This is a genomic window from Bacteroides bouchesdurhonensis, assembly GCF_900155865.1.
Classification (GTDB): Bacteria; Bacteroidota; Bacteroidia; order Bacteroidales; family Bacteroidaceae; genus Bacteroides; species Bacteroides bouchesdurhonensis.
Genome location: NZ_LT707006.1, coordinates 2,837,607 through 2,861,339, shown reverse-complemented (window position 1 = coordinate 2,861,339; position 23,733 = coordinate 2,837,607). Strand labels below are relative to the sequence as shown.

Genomic DNA, 23,733 nt, shown 5'->3' with positions numbered 1-23,733 from the left:
GTACAGCTAGCTATACGGATTTGCCATAACTGTATTTTATCATAAATAGTTTATAAGTATTACATACTAACTTCTGCCACTACCTGACCGTCGAATAAATTAATAATTCGATCTGCATAGCCAGCATCATGCTGTGAGTGAGTTACCATAACAATCGTTGTTCCTTCTTTATTCAATTCATTCAATAACCCCATTACCTCTTTTCCGTTTTTTGAATCCAAATTACCGGTCGGTTCATCAGCAAGAATCAATTTAGGATTAGCGACTACAGCACGTGCAATAGCAACCCGTTGTTGCTGACCTCCGGAAAGTTGTTGAGGGAAATGTTTGCTACGGTGAGTTATAGCCATTCGTTCCATTGCCGTTTCCACTCTCTTTTTGCGTTCAGAGGCTGAAACACCCATATAAAGAAGTGGTAACTCAATATTCTCATAAACGTTCAACTCGTCGATTAAATTAAAACTTTGAAAAACGAACCCAATCACTCCTTTACGAAGATTCGTACGTTGTGATTCCGTAAACTTGGAAACCTCTGTACCATTCAAATAATACTCCCCTCCTGTCGGATTATCCAACAGTCCAAGAATATTGAGCAAAGTTGATTTTCCACAACCGGATGGTCCCATTATGGCTACAAATTCACCTTGCTTTACTTCAATACTTACGTTGTTCAAAGCCCAAGTTTCTACTTCTTCTGTCTTAAAAATCTTCTGTAAATTAACTGTTTTGATCATAATCGTAAAGCTCTAATATTATTATTCGTTTTTTGTTACTACTACTGGATCAAGGTGCACAATCTTCCAAACATCTAAATGTACTTGGCAATTTCTTTATAATATACTAAAATAATACACCTTTATTTGAGTATTAATTCTTCAGCATCGCCAAAGGTATCATATCCTGTTGTAATTACCCAATCTCCTGCCTGTAAACCTTCTGTAATTTCATATTGATGAGGATTCTGGCGACCAATAGATAAAGGCATGCGAATTGCTTTAGTCTTGGATTCATTAACTTTGTATATCCACTGCCCACCTGTAGCTTGGTAGAAATTTCCTCGCGGAATGACAAGTGCTTGTTCCGGTTGTCCTAATTCAATCTGAACACGAAAACTTTTGCCAACTCTTACATTATCTGGCATATTACTCGTAAAAACCAAATCTACGTCAAACATACGGTCTTTCACTTCAGGAACTACTTTGGCTATTTTTAAAGGGTATTTTTTTCCCTGATAATTAATGGTAGCCGGAAGACCGGTAATAATTCTATCAATATAATATTCACTAAGGGAAGTATGTATCTTATATTGGTCCAAAACTTTAATCTCTGCAATACTTTCACTAGAAGAAACTTGTTGCCCAGGAGTTACTTTTACAAAACTAAGTTGCCCCTTAATAGGAGCAGTCACCACCAATTTATTAAGTCGTTCACGAGTACGTTCATATTTTTTCTGTTCCCGTTCTCGATCGTTCCGAATCAACTCTTTGCGAATCATTGTAACGGCGGAATCATGGCGTAAATTCTCCTGCTGCAATACAGCACTTTTCTGTTTATAATTATATTCATCTTCTGCTACTAGTAGTTGCGCCTTACTCTTTACTCCCATTTGATATTCTTCCCGATCAAGAGCTATGCTTTTTTTCAAACGTTCCAATTCGTAGCTATTTGTCAAAGCTTGTTGTTTCAAATTAAGGCTTTTCTGTTCCATTTCAATCTCCTGTTCTTGATAAGTGATCATTTGTTTCGCCCACTCATCATGCTGATCTTCAATACTACGTAATAAATCCGGATTAGAAAGAACCAGAATTGTATCTCCCACCTGAAGTATGCTTCCTTCCTCGCCTACAATACGTTCCACGCTGCCCGCTTCACGAGTATTGACTTTTATAGTAAGGATAGGTTGGACTAACCCTTCTACATCCACATATTCCATAAATTTATCTTCTTTCACTTCTGATATCTGAATATTATCAGTATCAATACGAAGCTTTTTAGGACCTAAAGAGAGCGTCACTATATAAATCAGAAATATGACAAATAAAACACCTGCTATTAAGTAATATTTATAACGAATGTACCAAGGTCTTTTTTCTAGTTTTATATCCATAATATATTAGTATTTCTGTGTTTAACTTTATTTAATCAGGAGATTATAATCCTCAGTTAGTTTTGTATTATGTTCAAAATCAAATAACGTCATACTACGAAGTGTATAATACAGGCTCCAATAGTTATATAAAGTTGATACATAATTACGCCGGGCACTATCTTTCTCTGAAATGGAAGCATTCAAGTCAAGAATTGAAGATTTCCCCAACAAATAAAGTTTACGGGCAACTTCATTTCTCCGTTGTGCCGTCTCGTCTGTTCTGGCTGCAATACGCACTCTTTGTATCTGTAAATTGAATTGTTTCACCAATTTACGTACATTCAGTTCGAAATCCGTCAATTCCTGTTCTACTTGGTTATAAACTAAATCACGATTAGAGCGTGCTACCCGGACTTGTCCCTTTCCTCTTCCCCAATCCAAAATAGGCAGTGAAATGTTGACACTAACGTGCTGTTGATCCAATAAATGGCGGTAGGCTTCCGGTAATTTATCTGCAGTCTGTGTCAAACCGACACGTAGATAAATATCTGCTTTAAGACCAGCATTAGCACGGGCTTGAGCCACCGCACTTGTACTTTCCAACTTCCTACGACTCATTGCATCTATATCCGGGCTATTCTCATAAGCTAATGCAAGTGCTTCATCAAGATTCACATTAAAATCAGGAACTTTGGAACTAACATTCACACGAATTTCTACTTCTTCTTTAATTCCCAAATAAGAACAAAGCTCTTGCATACAATTATCCATTTCTATACGTGCATCCATACGGTTAGTTTCTTCAGTCAATCGGTTCAACTCTAATTGTAACATTTCGTTTTCAGTTATGGTACCAATATTATAACGTCCTTGCGCATATCGATAAAGCGTATCTGCATTGGCATAATTAAAATTAGCTATTTCATAATTGCTCTGTGCTGTAGCCAAGGAAAAGAATTTTGACGTCGCACGTGCGGCAACCAACTCTAACGTCTCTACATATCTTTTTTTCGCTTCCTTATATCGTAAAGGTTCTATGCGACGGTCCCATTTCAAACTGTTATATCCAAAAAGTGATTGTTTATATCCTAACATAACAGGTGATGTCTGCCAAGAAAATAGATGGTCATTTATAATATCCATTCGTTGAGCAGAAGTCTCTAAAAATAAAGAACCTCCCGTCCAGGATATGTTTTGAGAAAGATTGAAACTTAAATCTGTATTCAATAAATTTTGCTCTACAAACTTAACAGAACCATCAGATAAAGTTACTTTATTAATAGCTCGATCCAAATTAGGGTTTGAGCTTAAACTTAACGCTGGCAAATAATTAGCACGGTAATAACGATAATTCCAATATGCAGAACGAAAGCTGTGTTGAGCATTTTGTGCATCAGGAGATTGATTCTTTGCTAATTCCACCGTTTGTTCTAGCGAAATCTCCATGATACGTTTCTGACTTAATACTTGTCCGGTTAGTATTAATTGGATAACTATTATAAGTAATATTCGTCGGTTCATATCCAGCATATCTTCTTTTAATAGAATTATTCAAAAGCTATGCCAAATAAATAAATAATTGTATATTAAACATATAACATTATGACAAGCAGCAACACATCGTGCAATTCCGCACAAAAATAGTGCGTATTCGCACATACAACACATTTAAATTATAACTACTTTTGTAGCGAAGAAGTTAGAAATCATATTAAAATGGATAAAATAGGAAAAATTTTAATTGTAGATGATAATGAAGACGTTCTTTTCGCCCTCAATTTATTGCTGGAACCATATGCGGAAAAGATAAAAGTTGCTACTACCCCTGATCGTATCGAATATTTCATGAATACTTTCCAACCAGATATTATTTTACTTGATATGAATTTCAGTCGCGATGCAATCAGTGGACAAGAAGGATTTGAAAGTCTTGAACATATCTTAGAAATAGATTCTCAAGCTGTTGTTATTTTCATGACTGCCTATGCTGATACAGATAAAGCAGTACGTGCTATCAAAGCTGGAGCTACCGATTTCATTCCTAAACCTTGGGAAAAAGAAAAATTGTTAGCGACTCTAACTTCAGGAATGCGCTTACGACAATCGAGAAAGGAAATTAATAGATTGAAAGAACAAGTAGAAGTTTTAAGTAAACAGAATGCTTTTGATCATGAAATAATTGGTGAGTCTCCTGCGATGAAAGAAGTCTTTTCTACTATACAAAAGCTAAGTGAAACAGATGCAAATATTCTTATTTTAGGCGAAAACGGTACTGGAAAAGATGTTATTGCACATTTACTTTACTGTTGTTCTCCACGTTGTAATAAACCTTTTGTGACGATTGATTTAGGAAGTATTCCTGAACAATTATTCGAAAGCGAGTTGTTCGGATTTGAAAAAGGAGCTTTTACTGATGCTAAGAAGTCAAAAGCTGGACGAATGGAAGTGGCAACGAATGGAACACTTTTTCTAGATGAAATTGGGAATCTTTCTCTTCCAATGCAATCGAAACTGCTTACATCTATTGAAAAGCGATATATTAGTCGTTTGGGAAGTACACAAACTGTACCTATTGACGTCCGTTTAATATGTGCAACCAATGCGGATATTCGTCATATGGTAGAAGAAGGAAATTTTCGTCAGGATCTACTTTATCGCATCAATACTATTGAAATCCATATACCTCCACTTCGTGATAGAGGAAATGATATTATTCTGCTTGCCGAGTACTTTTTAGACCGTTATGCCAGGAAATATAAGAAAGAAATGCGCGGTTTGACAAGAGAAGCAAAAAATAAACTCTTAAAATATTCTTGGCCCGGAAATGTACGAGAATTGCAACATACCATGGAACGTGCGGTTATTCTGGGAGATGGTTCACTATTAAAACCTGATAATTTTCTTTTTCATAATACTTCCAAGCAGAAAAAAGAGGAAGAAGAATTCTTAAATCTGGAAGTACTGGAACGTCAAGCTATTGAAAAAGCTATGCGACTCAGTGAAGGTAACATTTCACGAGCTGCAGAATATTTAGGTATTACAAGGTTTGCTTTATATCGTAAACTAGAAAAATTAGGCTTATGAAGCAATTTGCAGCTAGAGTCATTCTACACATAATACTGATTGTATTATTATCTATTGGTGGTTATCTACTATTTCAAAAACATTTATGGTTCAGTGCCTCTATTAGTGTTTTATTGCTAATACTTACTAGTATGAATCTCTACCGTATGCAATTTAAACAAATATCTTTGTTACGACGACTCACAGATAGCCTACGTTACAATGACTTAATGCAAACTTTTCACCCTCCATTCAGAAATAAGATAATGAATGAATGGTCTAAAGAACTTTCAGAAGCTTTAAAAGATTTTCGGGAAAGGTTGTTAGCAGAAGAAGTTAAACACCAATATTATGAAAATTTATTAAATAAAGTAGATACAGCTGTTTTGGTTACAGACAAAACAGGTTATATAGAATGGATGAACCAGACTGCTATTAATCATTTAGGCCAAATAGTACAATTACCGGAAAATTTACAGAGGGCTGCAATTTCACCAGACACTTCTGTAGTTCGACTGGAACAAAACGGAACTATTTTAGAGATGACTATTTCATGTACCATATTTATTTCGACTGGAAAAAGGAAATACCTTATCAGCTTAAAAAATATCCATTCAGTATTGGAGCGGAACGAAATGGAAGCTTGGCAGAAATTGATACGGGTACTAACACATGAAATTATGAATTCAATTACTCCAATCATATCTCTTTCAGAAACACTAAGCGAAAGAGGTATTCCAGACCAATACAGCGAGAAAGAATATTCCATCATGTTACAAGCTATGCAAACTATCCATAGAAGAAGTAAAGGATTATTGGAATTCGTAGAAAATTACCGTCGTTTAACTCGTATCCCTACTCCCGTATGCAGCAACGTTTCTATTACTGAATTATTCATTGATTTAAAAAAGCTATTTCCTGAAGAACAGTTTCATATTGAAATTCCTTCAACCGACATATTCCTATATGTAGATCGAACACAAATAGAACAAGTACTTATTAACTTATTAAAAAATGCACACGAAGCATGTAGCCGGAAAACAAATAAAAATATTGAAATTAAAATAAGTTCTCATTCTACTCATACTATTACCTTAACTGTATCTGATAATGGAGAAGGAATATTACCGAACGTATTGGATAAAATATTTGTTCCTTTCTTTACCACAAAAACATCAGGATCAGGCATTGGATTAAGTCTATGCAAACAAATAATGACTCTGCATAAAGGAAGTATTTCTGTAAAATCAGAACCTGGAAAAGGAAGCAGTTTCAACCTGACCTTTCCTAAAATTTAACGATTATTATAGCAGAGGATGATTATCACCCTCTACTACCTAAACTGTTCAAATCAGGATTTAATTCTTTCACAGCTTCTTTCACCACCTTTTGAGTTGGTTGGCGGTAAGCTTCTGTTTGTTGTACTGGTGCTATTTCATTTACGATTCGCTCATATCCTTTTTGTTCCAACAATGGCGTTTCTTTCGTTTCTTCTAATTTTTTTGTTTCCATATGACATTTCTGTTTTTAAGTTTCTATTCTGCTAACAGAAAATAAAGAAAAATAGTTCATTGAATCTTAAGATATTTTTTGCTATTTAGCATAATTCTCATACATTTATTGATATTTGTCCGCTAATAAACATCTGACTAACAATAAGAGGTTCTTTTGTATTCTCTGTTGAGCCCCCAATTATACAGTCTAGTTAAACTCAATCCCAGAAAAGAAAGATGTAACTGCGGCGTCTTATGATATTTATGATCTCTGCCAAAAAAAAGTTAGTTTGCAAACTAGTGAATTTCAGCTTTTTGAAAATTAATAAAGAAAAAACTTTCATTCTGCTATTGTTAATTAAAAAATCCTCCCTATCTTTGCACCGCTTTTGAAAAGAACAACCTTATAAAAGTATCGGGGTGTAGCGCAGTCCGGTTAGCGCACCTGCTTTGGGAGCAGGGGGTCGTGGGTTCGAATCCCGCTACCCCGACGATAAAGAAAGAGGAAGTTCGATTAAAAGTTTTTCGGGGTGTAGCGCAGTCCGGTTAGCGCACCTGCTTTGGGAGCAGGGGGTCGTGGGTTCGAATCCCGCTACCCCGACGATAAAATAAGACCTTTATATTTGCTTTAAGCTATTATAAAGGTCTTATTTTATTTCATATTTAAATAATACTCTCTCGTCAAAGCAATATATTCTTCACTATATTGATGCCTGGACACTTCCGTCAAAAGCTCTTCAATCAAACATACTTGTTTCTTGAATGAAAAACAAATCAATGTCCGTTTAGGAGTTCCCCCAGGTTTTGTTATCACATTCAATTGTTCGAAAGCATATATTCCATAATTAATGGCAATCAATTTCACTCTGTCCACAACATCTGAAGGAATAACAATCGTAAACCTTCCTTCTTTTGCAAGTAGCTCTGACACCCCTTTAAATAATGTTTCATAAGTCAATGAGTTATTATGTCGTGCTGTATTTCGTTGTTGATCTGAGCAAGCTAAAGAATCGACAAAATAAGGAGGATTAGAAACAATAACATCAAATTTTTCAGCAGAATGATAAAATATAAAATCAGTTTGTAAAACCTCTATTCGATTTTTCCAAGGAGAACGAGACACGTTTTCTTTTGCTTGTTCAGCGGCAGCTACATCAATCTCAAGTGCAACAATATAGGAGTCTGACAAACTGCGTTGAGCTAACATCAATGCAACCAATCCCGTACCTGTTCCAATATCTAAAATTCGATGAGCTCCTTGAATAGAGGTCCAAGCACCTAATAATACTCCATCAGTACCAACTTTCATGGCACATTTGTCATGCCATACGACAAACTGTTTAAATTGAAAATAAGGATTCGACATAATTCTCTCTATTCTAAACCTGTTTCTTATTCATATTTTACTGAAAACCGCCAAAAATAAATAATTATTATGGAATATATCCTTTGCCCTTTGAAATTTTGGCATTGTTTTTGTGTTTTTATCCTACATGCGCTTTATTATTAGAGAGAATCAATTAACTTTGCAAACGATTTATGCATATCAGTTATGACATAAACTAAATTAAAACGAAATGATGAAAGATAAATATTTATTGGAAGATGTAAGTGATAACAACTTCTCACTTATCACAGACTATGATGGAAACGACGAACATGCGTTTGATGTGAATGTAAAATCAGGTGAAATTCTTCCGGTCCTCCCCCTTCGTAATATGGTGTTGTTTCCTGGAGTATTTCTACCGATAACTGTTGGACGGAAAACATCATTAAAACTGGTTCGTGATGCCGAGAAGAAAAATAAAGATATTGCAGTTGTATGCCAAAGATCTGCTCAGATAGAAGATCCTAAGTTAGAAGATTTACATACTATTGGCACTGTAGGGCGAATTGTACGTGTACTTGAGATGCCGGATCAAACGACCACCGTCATTCTACAAGGAATGAAACGTATGCAACTGAAAGACATCATAGAAATCCATCCTTATTTAAAGGGAGAAATAGAGCTTCTAAATGAAGAAATACCCAATAAAGATGATAAAGAGTTCCAAGCTTTGGTAGAAACGTGTAAAGACCTGACAATGCGTTACATCAAATCATCGGATATAATGCATCAGGATTCTACATTTGCCATTAAGAATATCAGTAATTCGATGTTTTTAGTTAATTTCATCTGTTCCAATCTCCCCTTTAAAAAGGACGAGAAGATGGATTTATTAGCTATCAATTCTTTAAGAGAACGTACATATCATCTTTTGGAGATTCTGAACCGTGAAGTTCAGTTAGCAGAAATCAAAGCATCTATCCAGATGCGTGCTCGTGAAGACATCGATCAACAGCAAAGAGAATATTTCTTACAGCAACAGATTAAGACGATTCAAGACGAATTAGGTGGTGGCGGTCAAGAGCAGGAAATTGAAGAAATGCGTCAGAAAGCAGAAAGGATGCGTTGGAATGCTGAGGTCAGGGAAACTTTCATGAAAGAGTTGGCTAAATTGGAACGCACTCATCCACAATCACCAGATTTTAGTGTACAACTGAACTATCTGCAAACAATGCTGAACCTTCCATGGGGAACTTATACAACTGATAATCTGAATCTGAAGAATGCAGAAAAGACGTTGAATAAGGATCATTACGGACTAGAGAAAGTAAAAGAACGCATTTTGGAACATTTGGCAGTACTGAAACTCAAAGGTGACATGAAATCACCGATTATTTGTTTGTATGGCCCTCCGGGAGTTGGAAAAACATCGCTGGGTAAATCTATTGCTTCTGCATTGAAACGAAAATATGTACGTATGTCTTTAGGTGGTGTACACGATGAAGCAGAAATACGTGGTCACCGTAAAACATATATAGGTGCAATGCCTGGACGTATTATAAAAAGCTTGATCAAAGCAGGCGCATCTAATCCTGTATTTATTCTTGATGAAATTGATAAGGTTAGTGCTGATCGTCAAGGTGATCCGTCTTCTGCATTATTGGAAGTACTCGATCCTGAACAGAATACGTCTTTCCATGATAATTTTTTGGATGTAGACTATGATTTATCCAAAGTATTGTTTATTGCCACTGCTAACAATCTAAATACAATCCCTGGTCCATTGCTCGATCGCATGGAATTAATAGAAGTCAGCGGATATATCACAGAAGAGAAAATAGAGATTGCTCGTAAACATTTACTCCCAAAGGAATTGGAAGCAAATGGGCTGAATAAGACAGATATTAAATTCCCTAAAGAAACGTTGGAAGCTATCATCGAATCTTATACTCGTGAAAGCGGCGTACGTGAATTAGAGAAAAAGATAGGTAAGATCCTTCGTAAATCAGCACGCCAATATGCAACGGATGGCTACTTTGCCAAGAAAGAGATTAAGCCATCAGATCTTTATGATTTTTTGGGTGCACCGGAATATACACGTGATAAATATCAAGGAAACGATTATGCAGGTGTTGTCACAGGATTGGCATGGACAGCAGTTGGCGGTGAAATTCTCTTTGTTGAAACCAGCTTAAGCCGAGGTAAAGGCGGACGTCTTACATTAACCGGTAACCTTGGAGATGTGATGAAAGAATCTGCCATGTTGGCACTTGAATACATCAAAGCTCATGCTTCTATACTTAATTTAGAAGAAGATATTTTTGAGAATTGGAATATTCATATTCATGTGCCCGAAGGAGCAATCCCTAAAGATGGTCCTTCAGCCGGCATAACGATGGCTACATCATTAGCTTCTGCTTTAACACAACGTAAAGTGAAAGCCAACATTGCTATGACCGGAGAAATTACTCTTCGTGGTAAAGTGCTTCCTGTAGGAGGTATCAAAGAAAAAATATTAGCAGCCAAACGTGCCGGAATTAAAGAGATTATCATGAGTTCCGAAAATAAAAAGAACATTGACGAGATTCAGGATATTTATTTGAAAGGACTCACTTTCCACTATGTAAACGATATAAGAGAAGTTTTTGCCATTGCATTAACTGATGAGAAAGTTTCTGACGCTATTGATTTATCTGTAAAGAAACCCAGCCAGGAATGACATTTGAGTTACAATATACAGACACTAAAAGTAATGCCCGTACCGGTCTGATAACAACAGACCACGGGCAAATACAAACGCCTATCTTTATGCCTGTAGGTACTTTAGGCACAGTAAAAGGAGTACATCTGACAGAATTAAAGGAAGATATTCAGGCACAAATTATTTTAGGGAATACCTATCATTTATATTTGCGTCCGGGATTAGACGTTATTGAAAAAGCTGGTGGATTACACCGTTTTAATGGCTTTGATCGTCCAATGCTGACCGATAGTGGTGGATTTCAAGTATTTTCTTTAGCCGGTATTCGCAAACTTAGAGAAGAAGGTGCAGAGTTTCGTTCACATATCGATGGAAGTAAGCACATCTTCACTCCTGAAAAAGTAATGGATATTGAACGTACGATTGGTGCCGATATCATGATGGCTTTTGACGAATGTCCTCCGGGAGATTCCGATTATGATTATGCCAAGAAATCATTGGGATTAACTCATAGATGGCTTGACCGTTGTATCCAGCGTTTTAACGAGACAGAACCTAAATACGGATATAAACAATCACTTTTTCCTATTGTACAAGGATGTGTATACCCGGACTTGCGTAAACAATCTGCAGAATTCATTGCCTCTAAGAATGCCGACGGTAATGCTATTGGAGGGCTGGCGGTTGGCGAACCTGTAGATAAGATGTATGAAATGATCGAGATTGTTAATGAGATTCTTCCTAAAGACAAACCTCGTTATCTGATGGGTGTTGGTACCCCTGTTAATATACTTGAAGGAATCGAACGTGGCGTGGATATGTTTGATTGTGTTATGCCTACCCGAAACGGAAGAAACGGTATGTTATTTACCAAAGACGGTATCATCAATATGCGAAACAAGAAGTGGGAAACAGACTTCTCTCCTATTGAGATTGACGGAGCCTCCATTGTAGACACATTATATAGCAAAGCCTACTTGCGTCATCTATTCCATGCACAAGAATTATTGGCAATGCAAATTGCTTCCATACACAATTTAGCATTCTATCTATGGTTGGTGGGAGAAGCACGAAAGCATATCATTGCCGGAGATTTTTCTACATGGAAACCGATGATGGTAAAAAAGGTGTCATCAAGATTATAAGAAATGAAAAGCAATCGATTCTTAAAACGGCTGGACTGGTATATCATCAAGAAATTCTTGGGGACATACGTATTTGCCATTGCATTAATTATTTCCATTGCAGTAGTATTTGACTTTAATGAGAAAATGGATAAGTTGATGGAACATGAGGCTCCATGGAATAAAATCATTGTCGAGTATTACATGAACTTTATCCCCTATTTTTCAAACTTATTCAGTCCACTATTTGTATTCATTGCTGTTATTTTCTTTACTTCTAAATTGGCTGAGAATTCCGAAATTATTGCCATGTTCTCTACTGGCATGAGTTTCAAGCGAATGATGCGTCCATATATGATTTCTGCGGCTATTATTGCAATGATAACTTTTACGTTGAGTTCATATATTATTCCCAGGGGAAGTGTAACACGTTTGAATTTCGAGGATAGATATATTAAACCTAAAAAAAAGAATACTGCACAAAATGTGCAGCTGGAAGTAGCTGATGGGGTGATTGCCTATATCAATAGCTATAATGATGCTCTAAAAACCGGTAATCGTTTTTCACTGGATAAATTTGTTGATAAAAAATTAGTTTCACATCTGACAGCACGACGTATCACATATGATACAACGACCGTTAATAAATGGACTATTCACGATTATATGATTCGAGAGCTGGATGGATTGAAAGAAACAATCACTAAGGGAGATCGGATAGACTCTATCATTAACATGGATCCTTCTGATTTTTTGATCATGAAGAACCAGCAAGAAATGCTTACCAGCCCTCAATTGAGTGAATACATTGATAAACAAAAACGAAGAGGATTCGCCAATATAAAAGAGTTTGAGATTGAGTATCATAAACGAATTGCAATGTCATTTGCATCTTTCATTCTAACAATCATTGGTGTTTCTCTTTCTTCTCGAAAAACCAAAGGCGGTATGGGGCTTCATTTAGGTATTGGGCTAGGACTAAGTTTCTCTTATATCTTATTTCAGACAGTAACTTCAACTTTTGCTGTTAATGGAAATGTACCTCCTTTTATTGCTGTATGGATTCCAAATATTCTTTATGCAGGTATAGCATTTTTCTTGTATAGGAAAGCTCCAAAATAGAACAATAAAAGTATAAATCTAAAATAGAAGTTCCGCCTATTCATTGCAGTCAGCAAGAACAGGCGGAACTTTTTTGTTGTATTCATTTCCTCTTTTGTCTATTCTCCATCATCTCGCCGAAAGACGATCTGGAAAATTCTACTTTCTCCTCACATCAAAAGATTGTTAGCCAATCTTTTTTACATAAGCAGAAAGATCTGCAGCAGAGATGTTTTTGGCAATAATCACACCATTTCCATCCAATAAATAGTTAGTGAATCCCCGATTCAAACGGTACTTCTTAAATAATCCGGAACCTTCGCCTTCTGTTTCTACAAAACAAGTGGGCGTAACTATTTGATCCTTACGAATAGTTTCCTCATAGATTGACTTATACTCGTCAAACGAAACAGAAACCATTTCCACATTATGGGAAGAACGAAGCACATTGCTCAAACTCACGTTCCGCATCCGGGATTGCGCATCATAACTTGCCCAAAAACTAAGCAACACATATCTACCTTTCATATCAGCTAGCTTAAATAAAGGTTGCTTTTCTGACGTAGATTCGATTTTAAAATCAGGGGCTACGTCACCCGCACTCAAACCTCCGGTAGGTTTGTCTTTCTCAACGAAAGCAGTCAAAGAACAAATCAGTAATACAACAAAAATCCATTTTACATGTCTCATGTAAGTCGGTTTTGGTTAATACTATCCGGGACTGTCCTCAAACAGTGGTTTCTTCCCGAAACATCATCTTTCCAGGCATCAGGCGAAGAGGAATCCGCTGATTATCAGTGCCTTTATTTTTGAAACCGGGTGCAAAGGTAAGTAATTATTAAATTAACTTCCAAGAAAACAAGTTGATTTCTTGCTTTATAGACCTAACTTTTTATGTTATTTAGCATAAAAACAAACTTTTTTCTCTACTTTTGCACGATAAAAGTCAACTTCTTATGCAACCATCAAATACTGAATTAATTTTGATTAGGGTTACCGGTGAAGACCGTCCCGGGCTGACAGCTTCTGTAACCGAAATTCTGGCTAAATATGACGCTACAATCCTTGACATCGGTCAAGCAGATATTCATAACACCTTATCATTGGGAATCCTTTTCAAAAGTGAAGAACAACATTCTGGATTCATTATGAAGGAATTATTGTTCAAAGCTTCATCATTAGGAGTAAGCATCCGATTTGAGCCTATCACTACAGAACAGTATGAGAATTGGGTAGGAATGCAAGGTAAAAACCGATATATACTGACTGTATTAGGACGTAAACTATCTGCACGACAAATATCTGCTGCAACTAGTGTCTTAGCAGAGCAAGGTTTGAATATAGATGCGATCAAACGTTTAACAGGACGTATCCCTTTGGACGAAGGTAAGACTGATACCCCTACCCGCGCCTGCATAGAATTCTCAGTACGAGGAACTCCGAAAGATCGGATTGCTATGCAAGAGCGATTGATGCAGCTTGCTAGTGAGCTAGAAATGGACTTTTCTTTCCAACAAGACAATATGTATCGTCGCATGCGTCGTCTGATTTGTTTTGATATGGATTCTACATTGATCGAAACAGAAGTTATTGATGAATTGGCTATACGTGCAGGAGTAGGTGAAGAAGTAAAAACAATCACTGAAAGTGCCATGCGTGGAGAAATAGATTTCACAGAAAGTTTCACACGTCGTGTAGCTCTTTTAAAAGGGTTGGATGAGTCTGTAATGGAAGAGATCGCTGAAAGTCTGCCGATCACCGAAGGAGTGGATCGATTGATGTATGTTTTGAAAAAATATGGGTATAAAATTGCTATTCTTTCAGGAGGTTTTACTTATTTCGGACAGTATTTACAAAAGAAATACGGCATTGACTATGTATATGCGAATGAATTGGAAATAATAGACGGTAAGCTGACTGGACGTTATTTAGGAGACGTCGTTGATGGCAAAAGAAAAGCAGAACTTCTTCGCCTAATAGCTCAAGTGGAGAAAGTGGATATAGCTCAAACAATAGCTGTTGGCGATGGAGCAAATGATCTTCCTATGTTAGGAGTTGCCGGACTGGGTATTGCTTTCCATGCAAAGCCGAAAGTTGTAGCGAATGCGAAACAATCGATCAATACTATTGGATTGGATGGAGTACTCTATTTTCTGGGATTCAAAGATTCTTATTTAAATATGTAATTGAGAGCAAAAATTATTCTATCTTTGTTGGCAAATAATTTGAGATAATGAAGTTTTCCGAACTACAACTGAACGTAAATGTGCTTGAGGCACTTGATGCAATGCGATTTGACGAGTGTACGCCTATACAAGAGCAAGCAATTCCAATAATACTTGAAGGTAAAGATTTGATAGCAGTAGCACAAACCGGCACTGGTAAAACCGCAGCATTCTTACTCCCCGTCCTTAATAGATTATCCGAAGGAGGTCATCCGGAGGATGCTATTAATTGTGTCATAATGTCTCCTACGCGGGAATTAGCTCAGCAAATAGATCAACAAATGGAAGGCTTCTCTTATTTCATGCCTATATCAAGTGTTCCCGTATATGGTGGAAATGATGGGGTATTATTTGAGCAGCAAAAAAAGGGATTAACTTTGGGTGCTGATGTAGTTATCGCTACTCCCGGACGACTAATTGCACATTTAAGCCTTGGATATGTAGATCTTTCCAAGGTTTCTTATTTTATATTAGATGAAGCAGATCGTATGCTTGATATGGGTTTCTATGATGATATCATGCAAATCGTGAAATATCTGCCGAAGGAACGTCAAACAATTATGTTTTCGGCTACTATGCCTGCCAAGATACAACAATTAGCAAAGACTATACTGCATGATCCGGTAGAAGTTAAACTTGCAGTTTCACGCCCAGCCGATAAAATTATCCAGGCAGCATATATCTGTTATGAAAATCAAAAACTAGGAATCATACGGAGTCTATTTTCTGATGAAGTTCCAGAGCGTGTTATCATTTTTGCTTCTTCTAAAATTAAAGTAAAAGAAGTAACTAAAGCACTTAAAATGATGAAATTGAATGTCGGAGAAATGCATTCGGATTTGGAACAAGCTCAACGGGAAGTTGTTATGTACGAATTTAAAGCGGGAAGAATCAATATTTTGGTTGCGACTGATATTGTTGCACGTGGTATTGATATTGACGACATACGATTAGTCATCAATTTCGATGTGCCACATGATAGTGAAGATTATGTACACCGTATTGGACGTACAGCACGTGCTAATAATGATGGAGTGGCAATTACTTTTGTTAGCGAGAAAGAACAGACAAATTTTAAAAATATTGAGAACTTCCTCGAGAAAGATATTTATAAGATTCCTATTCCAATAGAACTGGGCGAAGCTCCGGAGTATAGACCGCGTTCATTTGAAAGAAGGGAATCCGACTATAAAAGAAAAAACTTTCGCGGGAAAAGACCGAGCACGAAAAAAGGAAATTTCCGCCCTTCTCCTCAAAAGAACTAGAACATTCAAACTCACTTAACAGAAGATATAGTCAACTTACCATCAAAACTAACAGTTAAGTTCACCATATTATAAATCAAACTTTCCGGAATGGACAAAGCAGCCTGATAATGGAAACCATTCCGGTCTACTTTTATAAAATGCATATCAGACAAAATTGATTGTTTCAAATAATCTGCAGAAACCACCTTATCAAACATTTGTTTGGTTATATCACTTGCAAATAGGTTCTTCTTTCCTTCATAGACACAAATGTGCATTACATTATCATAATACACATTATCCATGCTCAATCCATCCACTGAATAAGTCGTCTTCTTCACTTTCATCTGGGAAGGATTAATATAAACATAAGCACGATAACGAATACCATCGTAATTCACGACACTATCCCGTTTCGTTACTTCTGTATAAATAGGAATCACTGTTGCCCGATTGACGAAAGATAAAGAATCATTCTCATCTTCAGATTTATGTAGTCTAATCGTATTATCTACCATAGAATGAAACCAGAAAATATGTTCTGCCTGCTTATCTATTTTATAACAAGTAGTATCATTGCCATACGTATAAAGAGTATCTAGGATAATTTTAAATGTAATTGGAGTACTTTGCGCATCAGCGTAATAAATTGTATCTCCTTTTACATACATCAGCGGTTCTTCTGATTCATCATCTACCCAGATACCTTGCAGTAATTCTTTGGCATTTAAATCTTCTTTTTGTGGAGAAGATTCTGACTTTTTGCTACTGCTGCTACATGCCGAAAGCAAAATCGCTATAAACGATATCGCTATATACTTTGCCATTTGTCTAATATTTGTGCGAAAAATACTCTATTTATCTCATTTTCCAATACATGAATAAATAAATCCAAGTTCTTCCATTTCTTTTTTGTCATAAATATTACGACCATCCAATACAATCTGCTGGGTCATTGTTTTCTTGATAACGGCCCACGAAGGCAAACGGAATTCTTTCCATTCTGTTACCAACATCAATGCATCGGCATCAAGTACGGCATCATACATATCACAAGCATAATAAACAATATCTCCAATTCGTCGTTTACATTCCTGCATTGAAGCAGGATCATATACACGAACCTGACAACCAGCCTTCAATAACTTATCAATCAGCACTAACGACGGAGCTTCTCGCATATCATCTGTCTCCGGTTTAAATGCTAATCCCCATAAAGCAATGTTTTTGCCTTCTAAATTACCATGAAATTGCTTCATCAACTTATCAAATAAAGCACCTTTCTGTAGTTCATTTACTTCCTCCACAGCACTAAGCACACGCATTGTATATCCATTTTGCTCAGCTGTCTTAATTAAAGCTTTTACATCTTTAGGAAAACAAGATCCCCCATATCCAATACCCGGATACAAAAATTTACGTCCTATACGGGTATCAGAACCAATACCACTCCGAACCATATTGACATCAGCCCCAACCAATTCACAAAGATTAGCTATATCGTTCATAAAGCTAATACGGGTGGCCAACATTGAGTTCGCAGCATATTTAGTCATCTCAGCGGAAGGAATATCCATAAAAATAACTCTGAAATTATTAAGCAAAAACGGCTTATATAACTTAGACATCAGTTTCTCGGCACGCTCTGATTCCACTCCAACTACTACACGATCCGGACTCATAAAGTCATTGATAGCATTTCCCTCTTTCAGAAATTCCGGATTGGAAGCTACATCAAATGCAATATCCAAGCCTCTTTTATCTAACTCCTCCTGAATAACGTCACGAACTTTACGGGCAGTTCCTACGGGAACCGTACTTTTAGTTACCACCAATTTATATTGGTTCATATTTCGTCCAATTGTACGTGCCACTTCCAATACATAACTGAGATCAGCACTACCATCTTCATCCGGAGGAGTTCCTACAGCACTAAATATAACTTCTACGTCATTCAAACAACTTTCCAAGGAAGTTGTAAATTTCAGACGTTTCGCTTTCATATTTCGAAGCACCATTTCTTCCAATCCATTTTCATAGATAGGAATAATTCCCTTCTTTAAAGATTCTATTTTATCATTGTTGGTATCTACACAAGTTACATTTACACCGATTTCAGCGAAACACGTTCCTGTTACTAATCCAACGTATCCGGTCCCTACAATTGCTATTTTCATATCTATTATTTGTTAGAACTTTATTCAAAATAAACAGCATCTTTAAATGTTATTCCCTGCTTATCTTTTGGAGACAACAACATTTGAGACTCTGCCAACAACCAATCTATTCCTAATGTTTCATCATTATATATAATAGACGCTTCCGCTTGAGGGGCATATTTATTATCTACCTTATACGTGAAAATAGCTTCTTCACTCAACACAGCAAAGCCGTGTGCAAATCCACGAGGTATGAAAAACTGCCTTTTATTTTCTTCACTAAGCAATACACTGATATACTTTCCAAAGGTGGGCGATGATTGACGTAAATCAACCGCAATATCCAATACTTTTCCCTTGATAACGCGTACTAATTTCGATTGGCTATATTCTCCTTTTTGATAATGTAACCCTCTCAATACTCCGAAAGAAGATCTTGATTCATTATCCTGTATAAAATTTACCGGACCAATGTTCGCTTCAAATTCATCTTGCTTGAATGCTTCCATAAAATATCCCCTTTCATCGGAGAAAACCTTTGGCTCTATCAACCAGACTCCGCCTATTTCTGTTTGTATATAGTTCATTGCTAATAAGTGATAAATAAAACGATGCAAAAGTAGTGAATTTTTCGCAGTTTTCTGGGATATATGCAATTTATCTCTTAATTTTGCACACATGATAGAATTAGCACAACATATAGAATCACTCTTATTAGAAAACGATTGTGTAATCGTTCCCAATTTGGGCGGTTTCGTAGCTCACTATGCACCCGCTTCATATATAAAAGAAGAAAATCTTTTTTTACCTCCTACCCGTATCGTCGGTTTTAATCCGCAATTGAGATTAAATGACGGGGTATTGGTTCAATCCTATATGTCAGTGCATGATACCAGTTTCTCCGATGCTGCCCGATTAGTAGAAAAGGAAGTAGCTGAATTAATCGGACTTCTTCATGAAGAAGGAAAGGTACATTTGGATAATATTGGCGAAATCCATTATAATATTTATGGTAATTTTGAGTTCGTACCTTATGATTATAAGATTACGACTCCTTCTCTTTACGGACTCGACACTTTTGAGATGCAAGAGCTTTCTGTACTGCAACAAAAAGAGAAAGTGTTGGTGCCAGCTTATTTATCCCCAAAGAAGAAGACCTATGAGATCAGCATTAATCGTACCTTTATACGTAATGCTGCTGCTATGATTGCTGCTATCGTATTATTCTTTGCTTTCTCAACTCCTGTAGAGAATACGTATATTCAAAAGAATAATTACGCTCAACTTCTTCCTACCGAATTATTTGAGCATTTTGAAAATCAATCAGTAGCAATGACTCCTGTTCAAGTACAACCAAAAACTGCTCAACAGAATTCTCAAAAAACGACTACACCCCAATCTAAAAAGGTTGTAACTGATAAAAGCCAACTAACAAAACAGGTTATAGTAAAAGAAATAAAGGTTGCCAAACCGAAAGCTCCTATAGTAAAAGTATCTCATCCTCAGGTCAATAATCCTTTCCATATAATTGTTGCAGGAGGAATCAGTCAGAAAGATGCAGAAACAATTGCTAACCAGTTACAAACTAAAGGATTTGCCGAAGCTATGGTTTTAAATAATGACGGAAAAGTACGCGTAAGTATCCGCTCATTCAATAATCGCGAAGAAGCAACTAAGCAATTATTGGAAATAAGAAAGAATGAAACTTATAAAAGTGCCTGGTTGTTGGTAAAATAAAAATCCCCTTTTAAAAACATGAAAAGAGTTCTTTGTCCCAAATGCGAGAATTATCTATATTTTGATGAAACTAAATACAGTGAAGGTCAATCACTCGTATTCGAATGTGAACATTGCGGTAAACAATTTAGTATCCGGCTTGGAAAGAGTAAAGTAAAAGCCCTTCGTAAAGAAGAAAATCTGGAAGAAGAAGCAGAAGCTCTCAAAGAGGAATTTGGGTATATCACAGTGATCGAAAATGTATTTGGATATAAACAGGTCCTTCCCTTACAAGAAGGTGACAATGTTATTGGTCGTCGTTGCATAGGTACGGTTATTAATACTCCGATAGAAAGCGGTGATATGAGTATGGATCGGCGTCATTGTATTATTAATATAAAACGTAATAAACAAGGAAAGTTGATTTACACATTAAGAGACGCTCCCAGTCTCACCGGCACTTTTCTTATGAATGAAATATTAGGAGATAAGGACCAGATTCGTATTGAAGATGGAGCTATTGTCACTATTGGAGCTACTACCTTTATACTACATACTGCAGAATAAAGTGTAAATTATGCAAGAAATCTTATGTATTTCTTGCTATTATTTAGTCTAATACAAAATCATATTAATCTATTTTGAGAGTTTTATAACTTCGCTTCTCGTACGAGGTCTATTGGGTTCCCATACGTGAAGCGAATGGATCACGTACGTGAACCCAATAACTCATGTACGAGAAACCAATTAGATTTTAAACTATAGTTATTTGATATCACCAGAGAAATAGACTATCCGACAAAGAAAATGCATTAATATATTATAATTCTCTATTCAGCCAAGCAAACTAGATAAATATCAAATATTACGGTAAAACTGTACTTTCTTCTTTTAAAAAGCATTCATTGATCGCTTAAAAAATATGGTATTGTCTTTTCACTTTTAACAAATACATCAGGTAGATAATAATTTTCATCTAATACTCTCCTTCTCTGCGAAAACATAGAAAACATATCCTAATGTTATAGCTTTAGTCTTTCATAGCCTAAAACTTAAATATTATAAATAATCATCGCAAATATATGAATTATTTTGTTACTATAAGTAAATATTTTATTTTTGTGTTCGATAACGGTTGGTAAAGTTGAATCTTTTTTATACTCATATCATATTTATTATCAATACTATATAAGCATAAATTTAAAAAGTAATAATTGTATATACTAAAAACACAGTAAAATGAAAAACTTCATGGACGAGAACTTTTTGTTGCAGACAAAAACTGCACAGAAGTTATACCACGAACACGCGGCTAAAATGCCAATTATTGACTATCACTGTCACTTAAGTCCTCAAATGGTAGCTGACGATTATCAATTTAAGTCACTTACTGAAATATGGTTAGGTGGCGACCACTATAAATGGCGTGCTATGCGTACCAATGGTATAGACGAACGCTATTGTACAGGTAAGGATACTACAGATTGGGAGAAGTTTGAGAAGTGGGCTGAAACAGTTCCTTATACATTTCGTAATCCCTTATATCACTGGACTCATCTGGAATTAAAAACAGCTTTTGGAATCAACAAAATATTAAATTCCCAAACTGCACGTGAAATCTACGATGAATGTAATGAAAAATTAGCTCAACCGGAATACTCAGCTCGAGGAATGATGCGCCGGTATCATGTGGAAGTAGTATGTACTACTGATGATCCGATAGATTCGTTGGAATATCATATTAAAACACGTGAAAGTGGATTTGAAATCAAAATGTTACCTACATGGCGTCCTGATAAAGCAATGGCTATTGAAGTTCCTGCCGACTTTCGTTTGTATGTAGAGAAGCTTTCAGCTGTAAGCAATACCAGCATCTCCAATTTTGATGACATGATTGTTGCTCTTCGTAAACGCCATGACTTTTTTGCAGAACAAGGTTGCCGTTTATCTGATCATGGAATTGAGGAATTCTACGCTGAAGATTACACTGATGCAGAAATCAAAGCTATCTTTAATAAAGTATATGGTGGTACAGAGTTATCAAAAGAAGAAATTCGGAAGTTTAAATCAGCAATGCTGATTATCTTTGGAGAAATGGATTGGGAAAAAGGATGGACACAACAATATCATTACGGTGCTATACGGAATAATAATACCAAAATGTTCAAATTAATAGGTCCTGATACTGGCTTTGATTCTATCGGTGAATTTACAACGGCTAAATCAATGTCCAAATTCCTCGATCGTTTAAATACTAACGGTAAATTAACAAAAACTATTTTATATAACTTGAATCCTTGTGCCAATGAAATGATCGCAACAATGCTTGGTAACTTCCAGGATGGCTCTATTCCTGGCAAAATTCAATTCGGTTCCGGATGGTGGTTCCTTGATCAGAAAGATGGCATGGAAAAACAAATGAATGCACTATCTGTATTAGGCCTTTTAAGTCGTTTTGTAGGTATGCTCACAGACTCTCGCTCTTTCCTTTCTTATCCGCGCCATGAATATTTCCGTCGTACGTTATGTAATCTTGTGGGACGAGACATAGAAAATGGAGAAATCCCTGCATCTGAAATGGAACAAGTGAACCAGATGATTGAAGATATCAGTTATAATAATGCGAAGAACTTTTTTAAGTTTTAACTGTTAAAGATTCATTTACTATAAAACGCTGTCCTAAAGTTATTATTAGCTTGGACAGCGTTTTTTAGTTATAATTCTTTTATTAATCAGAATAATACTTCGGTAAATTTTACCGAAACTTTAAAATTAAACATTAGAACCAGCAAAAGCTAGTTCGATAATATTAACGAGATCATTGAAATATTGTCAAAAACGAATGGTTAAGTATTAAGAATTGTGATCGGGAAAGAAGCTAATCAGCTGATAATAAAGAGAAAATATATTCATAATTCGTTGTTCTTTAGCAAATTAGAAGTCTCTGAACTCTTCTGATTATGACTAAAGAAACACTCCTTATGCAATACCAATCTGAGTGCCTGTCGGCTCTCAAATCAGTCGTAAATATACACAAACCTTTTGAAAAGACCTTCATGGATACAATGAAATTATTCATGGTTATACCGGATCGCATCAATTTCCTTCAATTGGGCAAGTATGGACGTTTTTCGGAACAGACCTACCGCAACCTTTTTGAAAACGCAACTTTCGACTGGTTTGCATTCAACGATTCAATCATCAGCGAACATCTTACAGGCAAAAGAAAAGCCATTGCCATTGATCCTTCCTACATTCCCAAGTCAGACCATAAGACACCTTGGATTGGTTACTTCTGGGCAGGCTGTGTAAGGGAGTATAAGCGTGGATTGGAAATCACGGGCATCGGAGTCATCGACCCATAACCAGCATGACTTTAGGTTTCATTCAGACACCCGATTGTAAGAGCCTTGAAAACATGGATAGGAATCTGGTTGATTGGTACAGCAGTTTTCGGGTCAGTCCGAAAATCCTGTGGGTATGTTAAA

Annotated in this window: 19 protein-coding genes, 2 tRNA genes and 1 pseudogene; 13 read left to right on the top strand and 9 right to left on the bottom strand. The window is 36.2% G+C overall.

Features of this window, described 5'->3' with window-relative positions:
- Positions 1-59: 59 nt before the first annotated feature.
- From CZ225_RS12020 to CZ225_RS12010, 3 genes are all read right to left on the bottom strand, one after another.
- Entirely contained in the window at positions 60-734 is a 675-nt protein-coding gene (locus tag CZ225_RS12020; RefSeq protein ID WP_077154230.1) for an ABC transporter ATP-binding protein, read from the bottom strand.
- Positions 735-856: 122 nt separating this feature from the next.
- Positions 857-2,107: an efflux RND transporter periplasmic adaptor subunit gene (locus CZ225_RS12015; RefSeq protein ID WP_077154229.1), complete on the bottom strand. Its 1,251-nt coding sequence runs from the start codon at positions 2,105-2,107 to the stop codon at positions 857-859.
- Positions 2,108-2,134: 27 nt separating this feature from the next.
- A complete protein-coding gene (locus tag CZ225_RS12010; protein ID WP_077155804.1) occupies positions 2,135-3,610 on the bottom strand; it encodes a TolC family protein in 1,476 nt (491 codons plus the stop codon).
- Positions 3,611-3,805: 195 nt separating this feature from the next.
- On the opposite strand from CZ225_RS12010, the gene CZ225_RS12005 reads away from it, so the two are divergent.
- Together CZ225_RS12005 and CZ225_RS12000 are read left to right on the top strand one after the other, a co-directional pair.
- On the top strand, positions 3,806-5,173 hold the full coding sequence (locus tag CZ225_RS12005; protein WP_077154228.1) for a sigma-54-dependent transcriptional regulator: 1,368 nt from the start codon (positions 3,806-3,808) through the stop codon (positions 5,171-5,173).
- A complete protein-coding gene (locus CZ225_RS12000) occupies positions 5,170-6,450 on the top strand; it encodes a sensor histidine kinase (RefSeq protein ID WP_077154227.1) in 1,281 nt (426 codons plus the stop codon). The genes CZ225_RS12005 and CZ225_RS12000 overlap by 4 nt, the downstream gene beginning before the upstream one ends.
- Positions 6,451-6,475: 25 nt before the next feature.
- Here the strand turns inward: CZ225_RS12000 and CZ225_RS11995 are convergent, their stop codons facing one another.
- A complete protein-coding gene (locus tag CZ225_RS11995) occupies positions 6,476-6,664 on the bottom strand; it encodes a hypothetical protein (protein ID WP_077154226.1) in 189 nt (62 codons plus the stop codon).
- Positions 6,665-7,061: 397 nt separating this feature from the next.
- Between CZ225_RS11995 and CZ225_RS11990 the strand changes: the two genes are divergently transcribed.
- Together CZ225_RS11990 and CZ225_RS11985 are read left to right on the top strand one after the other, a co-directional pair.
- Positions 7,062-7,136, top strand: a tRNA-Pro gene (locus CZ225_RS11990).
- A gap of 35 nt (positions 7,137-7,171) precedes the next feature.
- Positions 7,172-7,246: transfer RNA gene (locus CZ225_RS11985), tRNA-Pro, on the top strand.
- 51 nt (positions 7,247-7,297) lie between these two features.
- Here CZ225_RS11985 and CZ225_RS11980 read toward each other — a convergent pair.
- Positions 7,298-8,011: a tRNA1(Val) (adenine(37)-N6)-methyltransferase gene (locus CZ225_RS11980; RefSeq protein ID WP_077154225.1), complete on the bottom strand. Its 714-nt coding sequence runs from the start codon at positions 8,009-8,011 to the stop codon at positions 7,298-7,300.
- A 214-nt stretch (positions 8,012-8,225) separates the two neighbouring features.
- Here CZ225_RS11980 and lon point away from each other — a divergent pair, with 214 nt between their 5' ends.
- The 3 genes from lon to CZ225_RS11965 are packed head-to-tail and all read left to right on the top strand — an operon-like array spanning position 8,226 to position 12,919.
- Complete coding sequence (gene lon / locus CZ225_RS11975; RefSeq protein ID WP_077155803.1) at positions 8,226-10,691, top strand: endopeptidase La; 2,466 nt, start codon at positions 8,226-8,228, stop codon at positions 10,689-10,691.
- Positions 10,688-11,818, top strand: a complete 1,131-nt coding sequence (gene tgt, locus CZ225_RS11970; protein ID WP_077154224.1) for a tRNA guanosine(34) transglycosylase Tgt — start codon at positions 10,688-10,690, stop codon at positions 11,816-11,818. Before lon ends, tgt begins: the two co-directional genes overlap by 4 nt.
- A 3-nt stretch (positions 11,819-11,821) precedes the next feature.
- Positions 11,822-12,919 (top strand): LptF/LptG family permease, encoded by a 1,098-nt coding sequence (locus CZ225_RS11965; protein WP_077154223.1) that lies wholly within the window; start codon positions 11,822-11,824, stop codon positions 12,917-12,919.
- A gap of 165 nt (positions 12,920-13,084) precedes the next feature.
- Here CZ225_RS11965 and CZ225_RS11960 read toward each other — a convergent pair whose 3' ends face one another.
- A complete protein-coding gene (locus CZ225_RS11960; protein WP_077154222.1) occupies positions 13,085-13,588 on the bottom strand; it encodes a redoxin domain-containing protein in 504 nt (167 codons plus the stop codon).
- A gap of 266 nt (positions 13,589-13,854) precedes the next feature.
- On the opposite strand from CZ225_RS11960, the gene serB reads away from it, so the two are divergent.
- Together serB and CZ225_RS11945 are read left to right on the top strand one after the other, a co-directional pair.
- Positions 13,855-15,084, top strand: a complete 1,230-nt coding sequence (gene serB / locus CZ225_RS11950; protein WP_077154221.1) for a phosphoserine phosphatase SerB — start codon at positions 13,855-13,857, stop codon at positions 15,082-15,084.
- A gap of 47 nt (positions 15,085-15,131) precedes the next feature.
- Entirely contained in the window at positions 15,132-16,388 is a 1,257-nt protein-coding gene (locus CZ225_RS11945) for a DEAD/DEAH box helicase (protein WP_077154220.1), read from the top strand.
- 11 nt (positions 16,389-16,399) lie between these two features.
- On the opposite strand, the gene CZ225_RS11940 is transcribed toward CZ225_RS11945, so the two are convergent.
- Genes CZ225_RS11940 through rfbC form a run of 3 tightly spaced genes read right to left on the bottom strand, consistent with a single transcriptional unit; the run spans position 16,400 to position 19,116 of the window.
- The gene (locus CZ225_RS11940; RefSeq protein WP_077154219.1) at positions 16,400-17,197 is read right to left on the bottom strand and encodes a DUF4738 domain-containing protein; all 798 of its coding nucleotides are present in this window, start codon (positions 17,195-17,197) and stop codon (positions 16,400-16,402) included.
- Positions 17,198-17,233: 36 nt separating this feature from the next.
- Positions 17,234-18,547, bottom strand: coding sequence for a UDP-glucose dehydrogenase family protein (locus CZ225_RS11935; RefSeq protein WP_077154218.1), 1,314 nt, complete (start codon positions 18,545-18,547; stop codon positions 17,234-17,236).
- Between the two features lie 20 nt (positions 18,548-18,567).
- Positions 18,568-19,116: a dTDP-4-dehydrorhamnose 3,5-epimerase gene (rfbC, locus tag CZ225_RS11930; RefSeq protein WP_077155802.1), complete on the bottom strand. Its 549-nt coding sequence runs from the start codon at positions 19,114-19,116 to the stop codon at positions 18,568-18,570.
- A 91-nt stretch (positions 19,117-19,207) separates the two neighbouring features.
- Here rfbC and CZ225_RS11925 point away from each other — a divergent pair, with 91 nt between their 5' ends.
- From CZ225_RS11925 to CZ225_RS11910, 4 genes and pseudogenes are all read left to right on the top strand, one after another.
- Positions 19,208-20,266 (top strand): HU domain-containing protein, encoded by a 1,059-nt coding sequence (locus CZ225_RS11925; protein ID WP_077154217.1) that lies wholly within the window; start codon positions 19,208-19,210, stop codon positions 20,264-20,266.
- Positions 20,267-20,284: 18 nt separating this feature from the next.
- Positions 20,285-20,812, top strand: a complete 528-nt coding sequence (locus tag CZ225_RS11920) for an FHA domain-containing protein (RefSeq protein ID WP_077154216.1) — start codon at positions 20,285-20,287, stop codon at positions 20,810-20,812.
- Positions 20,813-21,484: 672 nt separating this feature from the next.
- Positions 21,485-22,891, top strand: coding sequence for a glucuronate isomerase (gene uxaC / locus CZ225_RS11915; protein WP_077154215.1), 1,407 nt, complete (start codon positions 21,485-21,487; stop codon positions 22,889-22,891).
- Between the two features lie 314 nt (positions 22,892-23,205).
- A pseudogene (locus CZ225_RS11910) lies at positions 23,206-23,714 on the top strand (hypothetical protein); the annotation flags it as partial.
- Between the last annotated feature and the right edge of the window lie 19 nt (positions 23,715-23,733).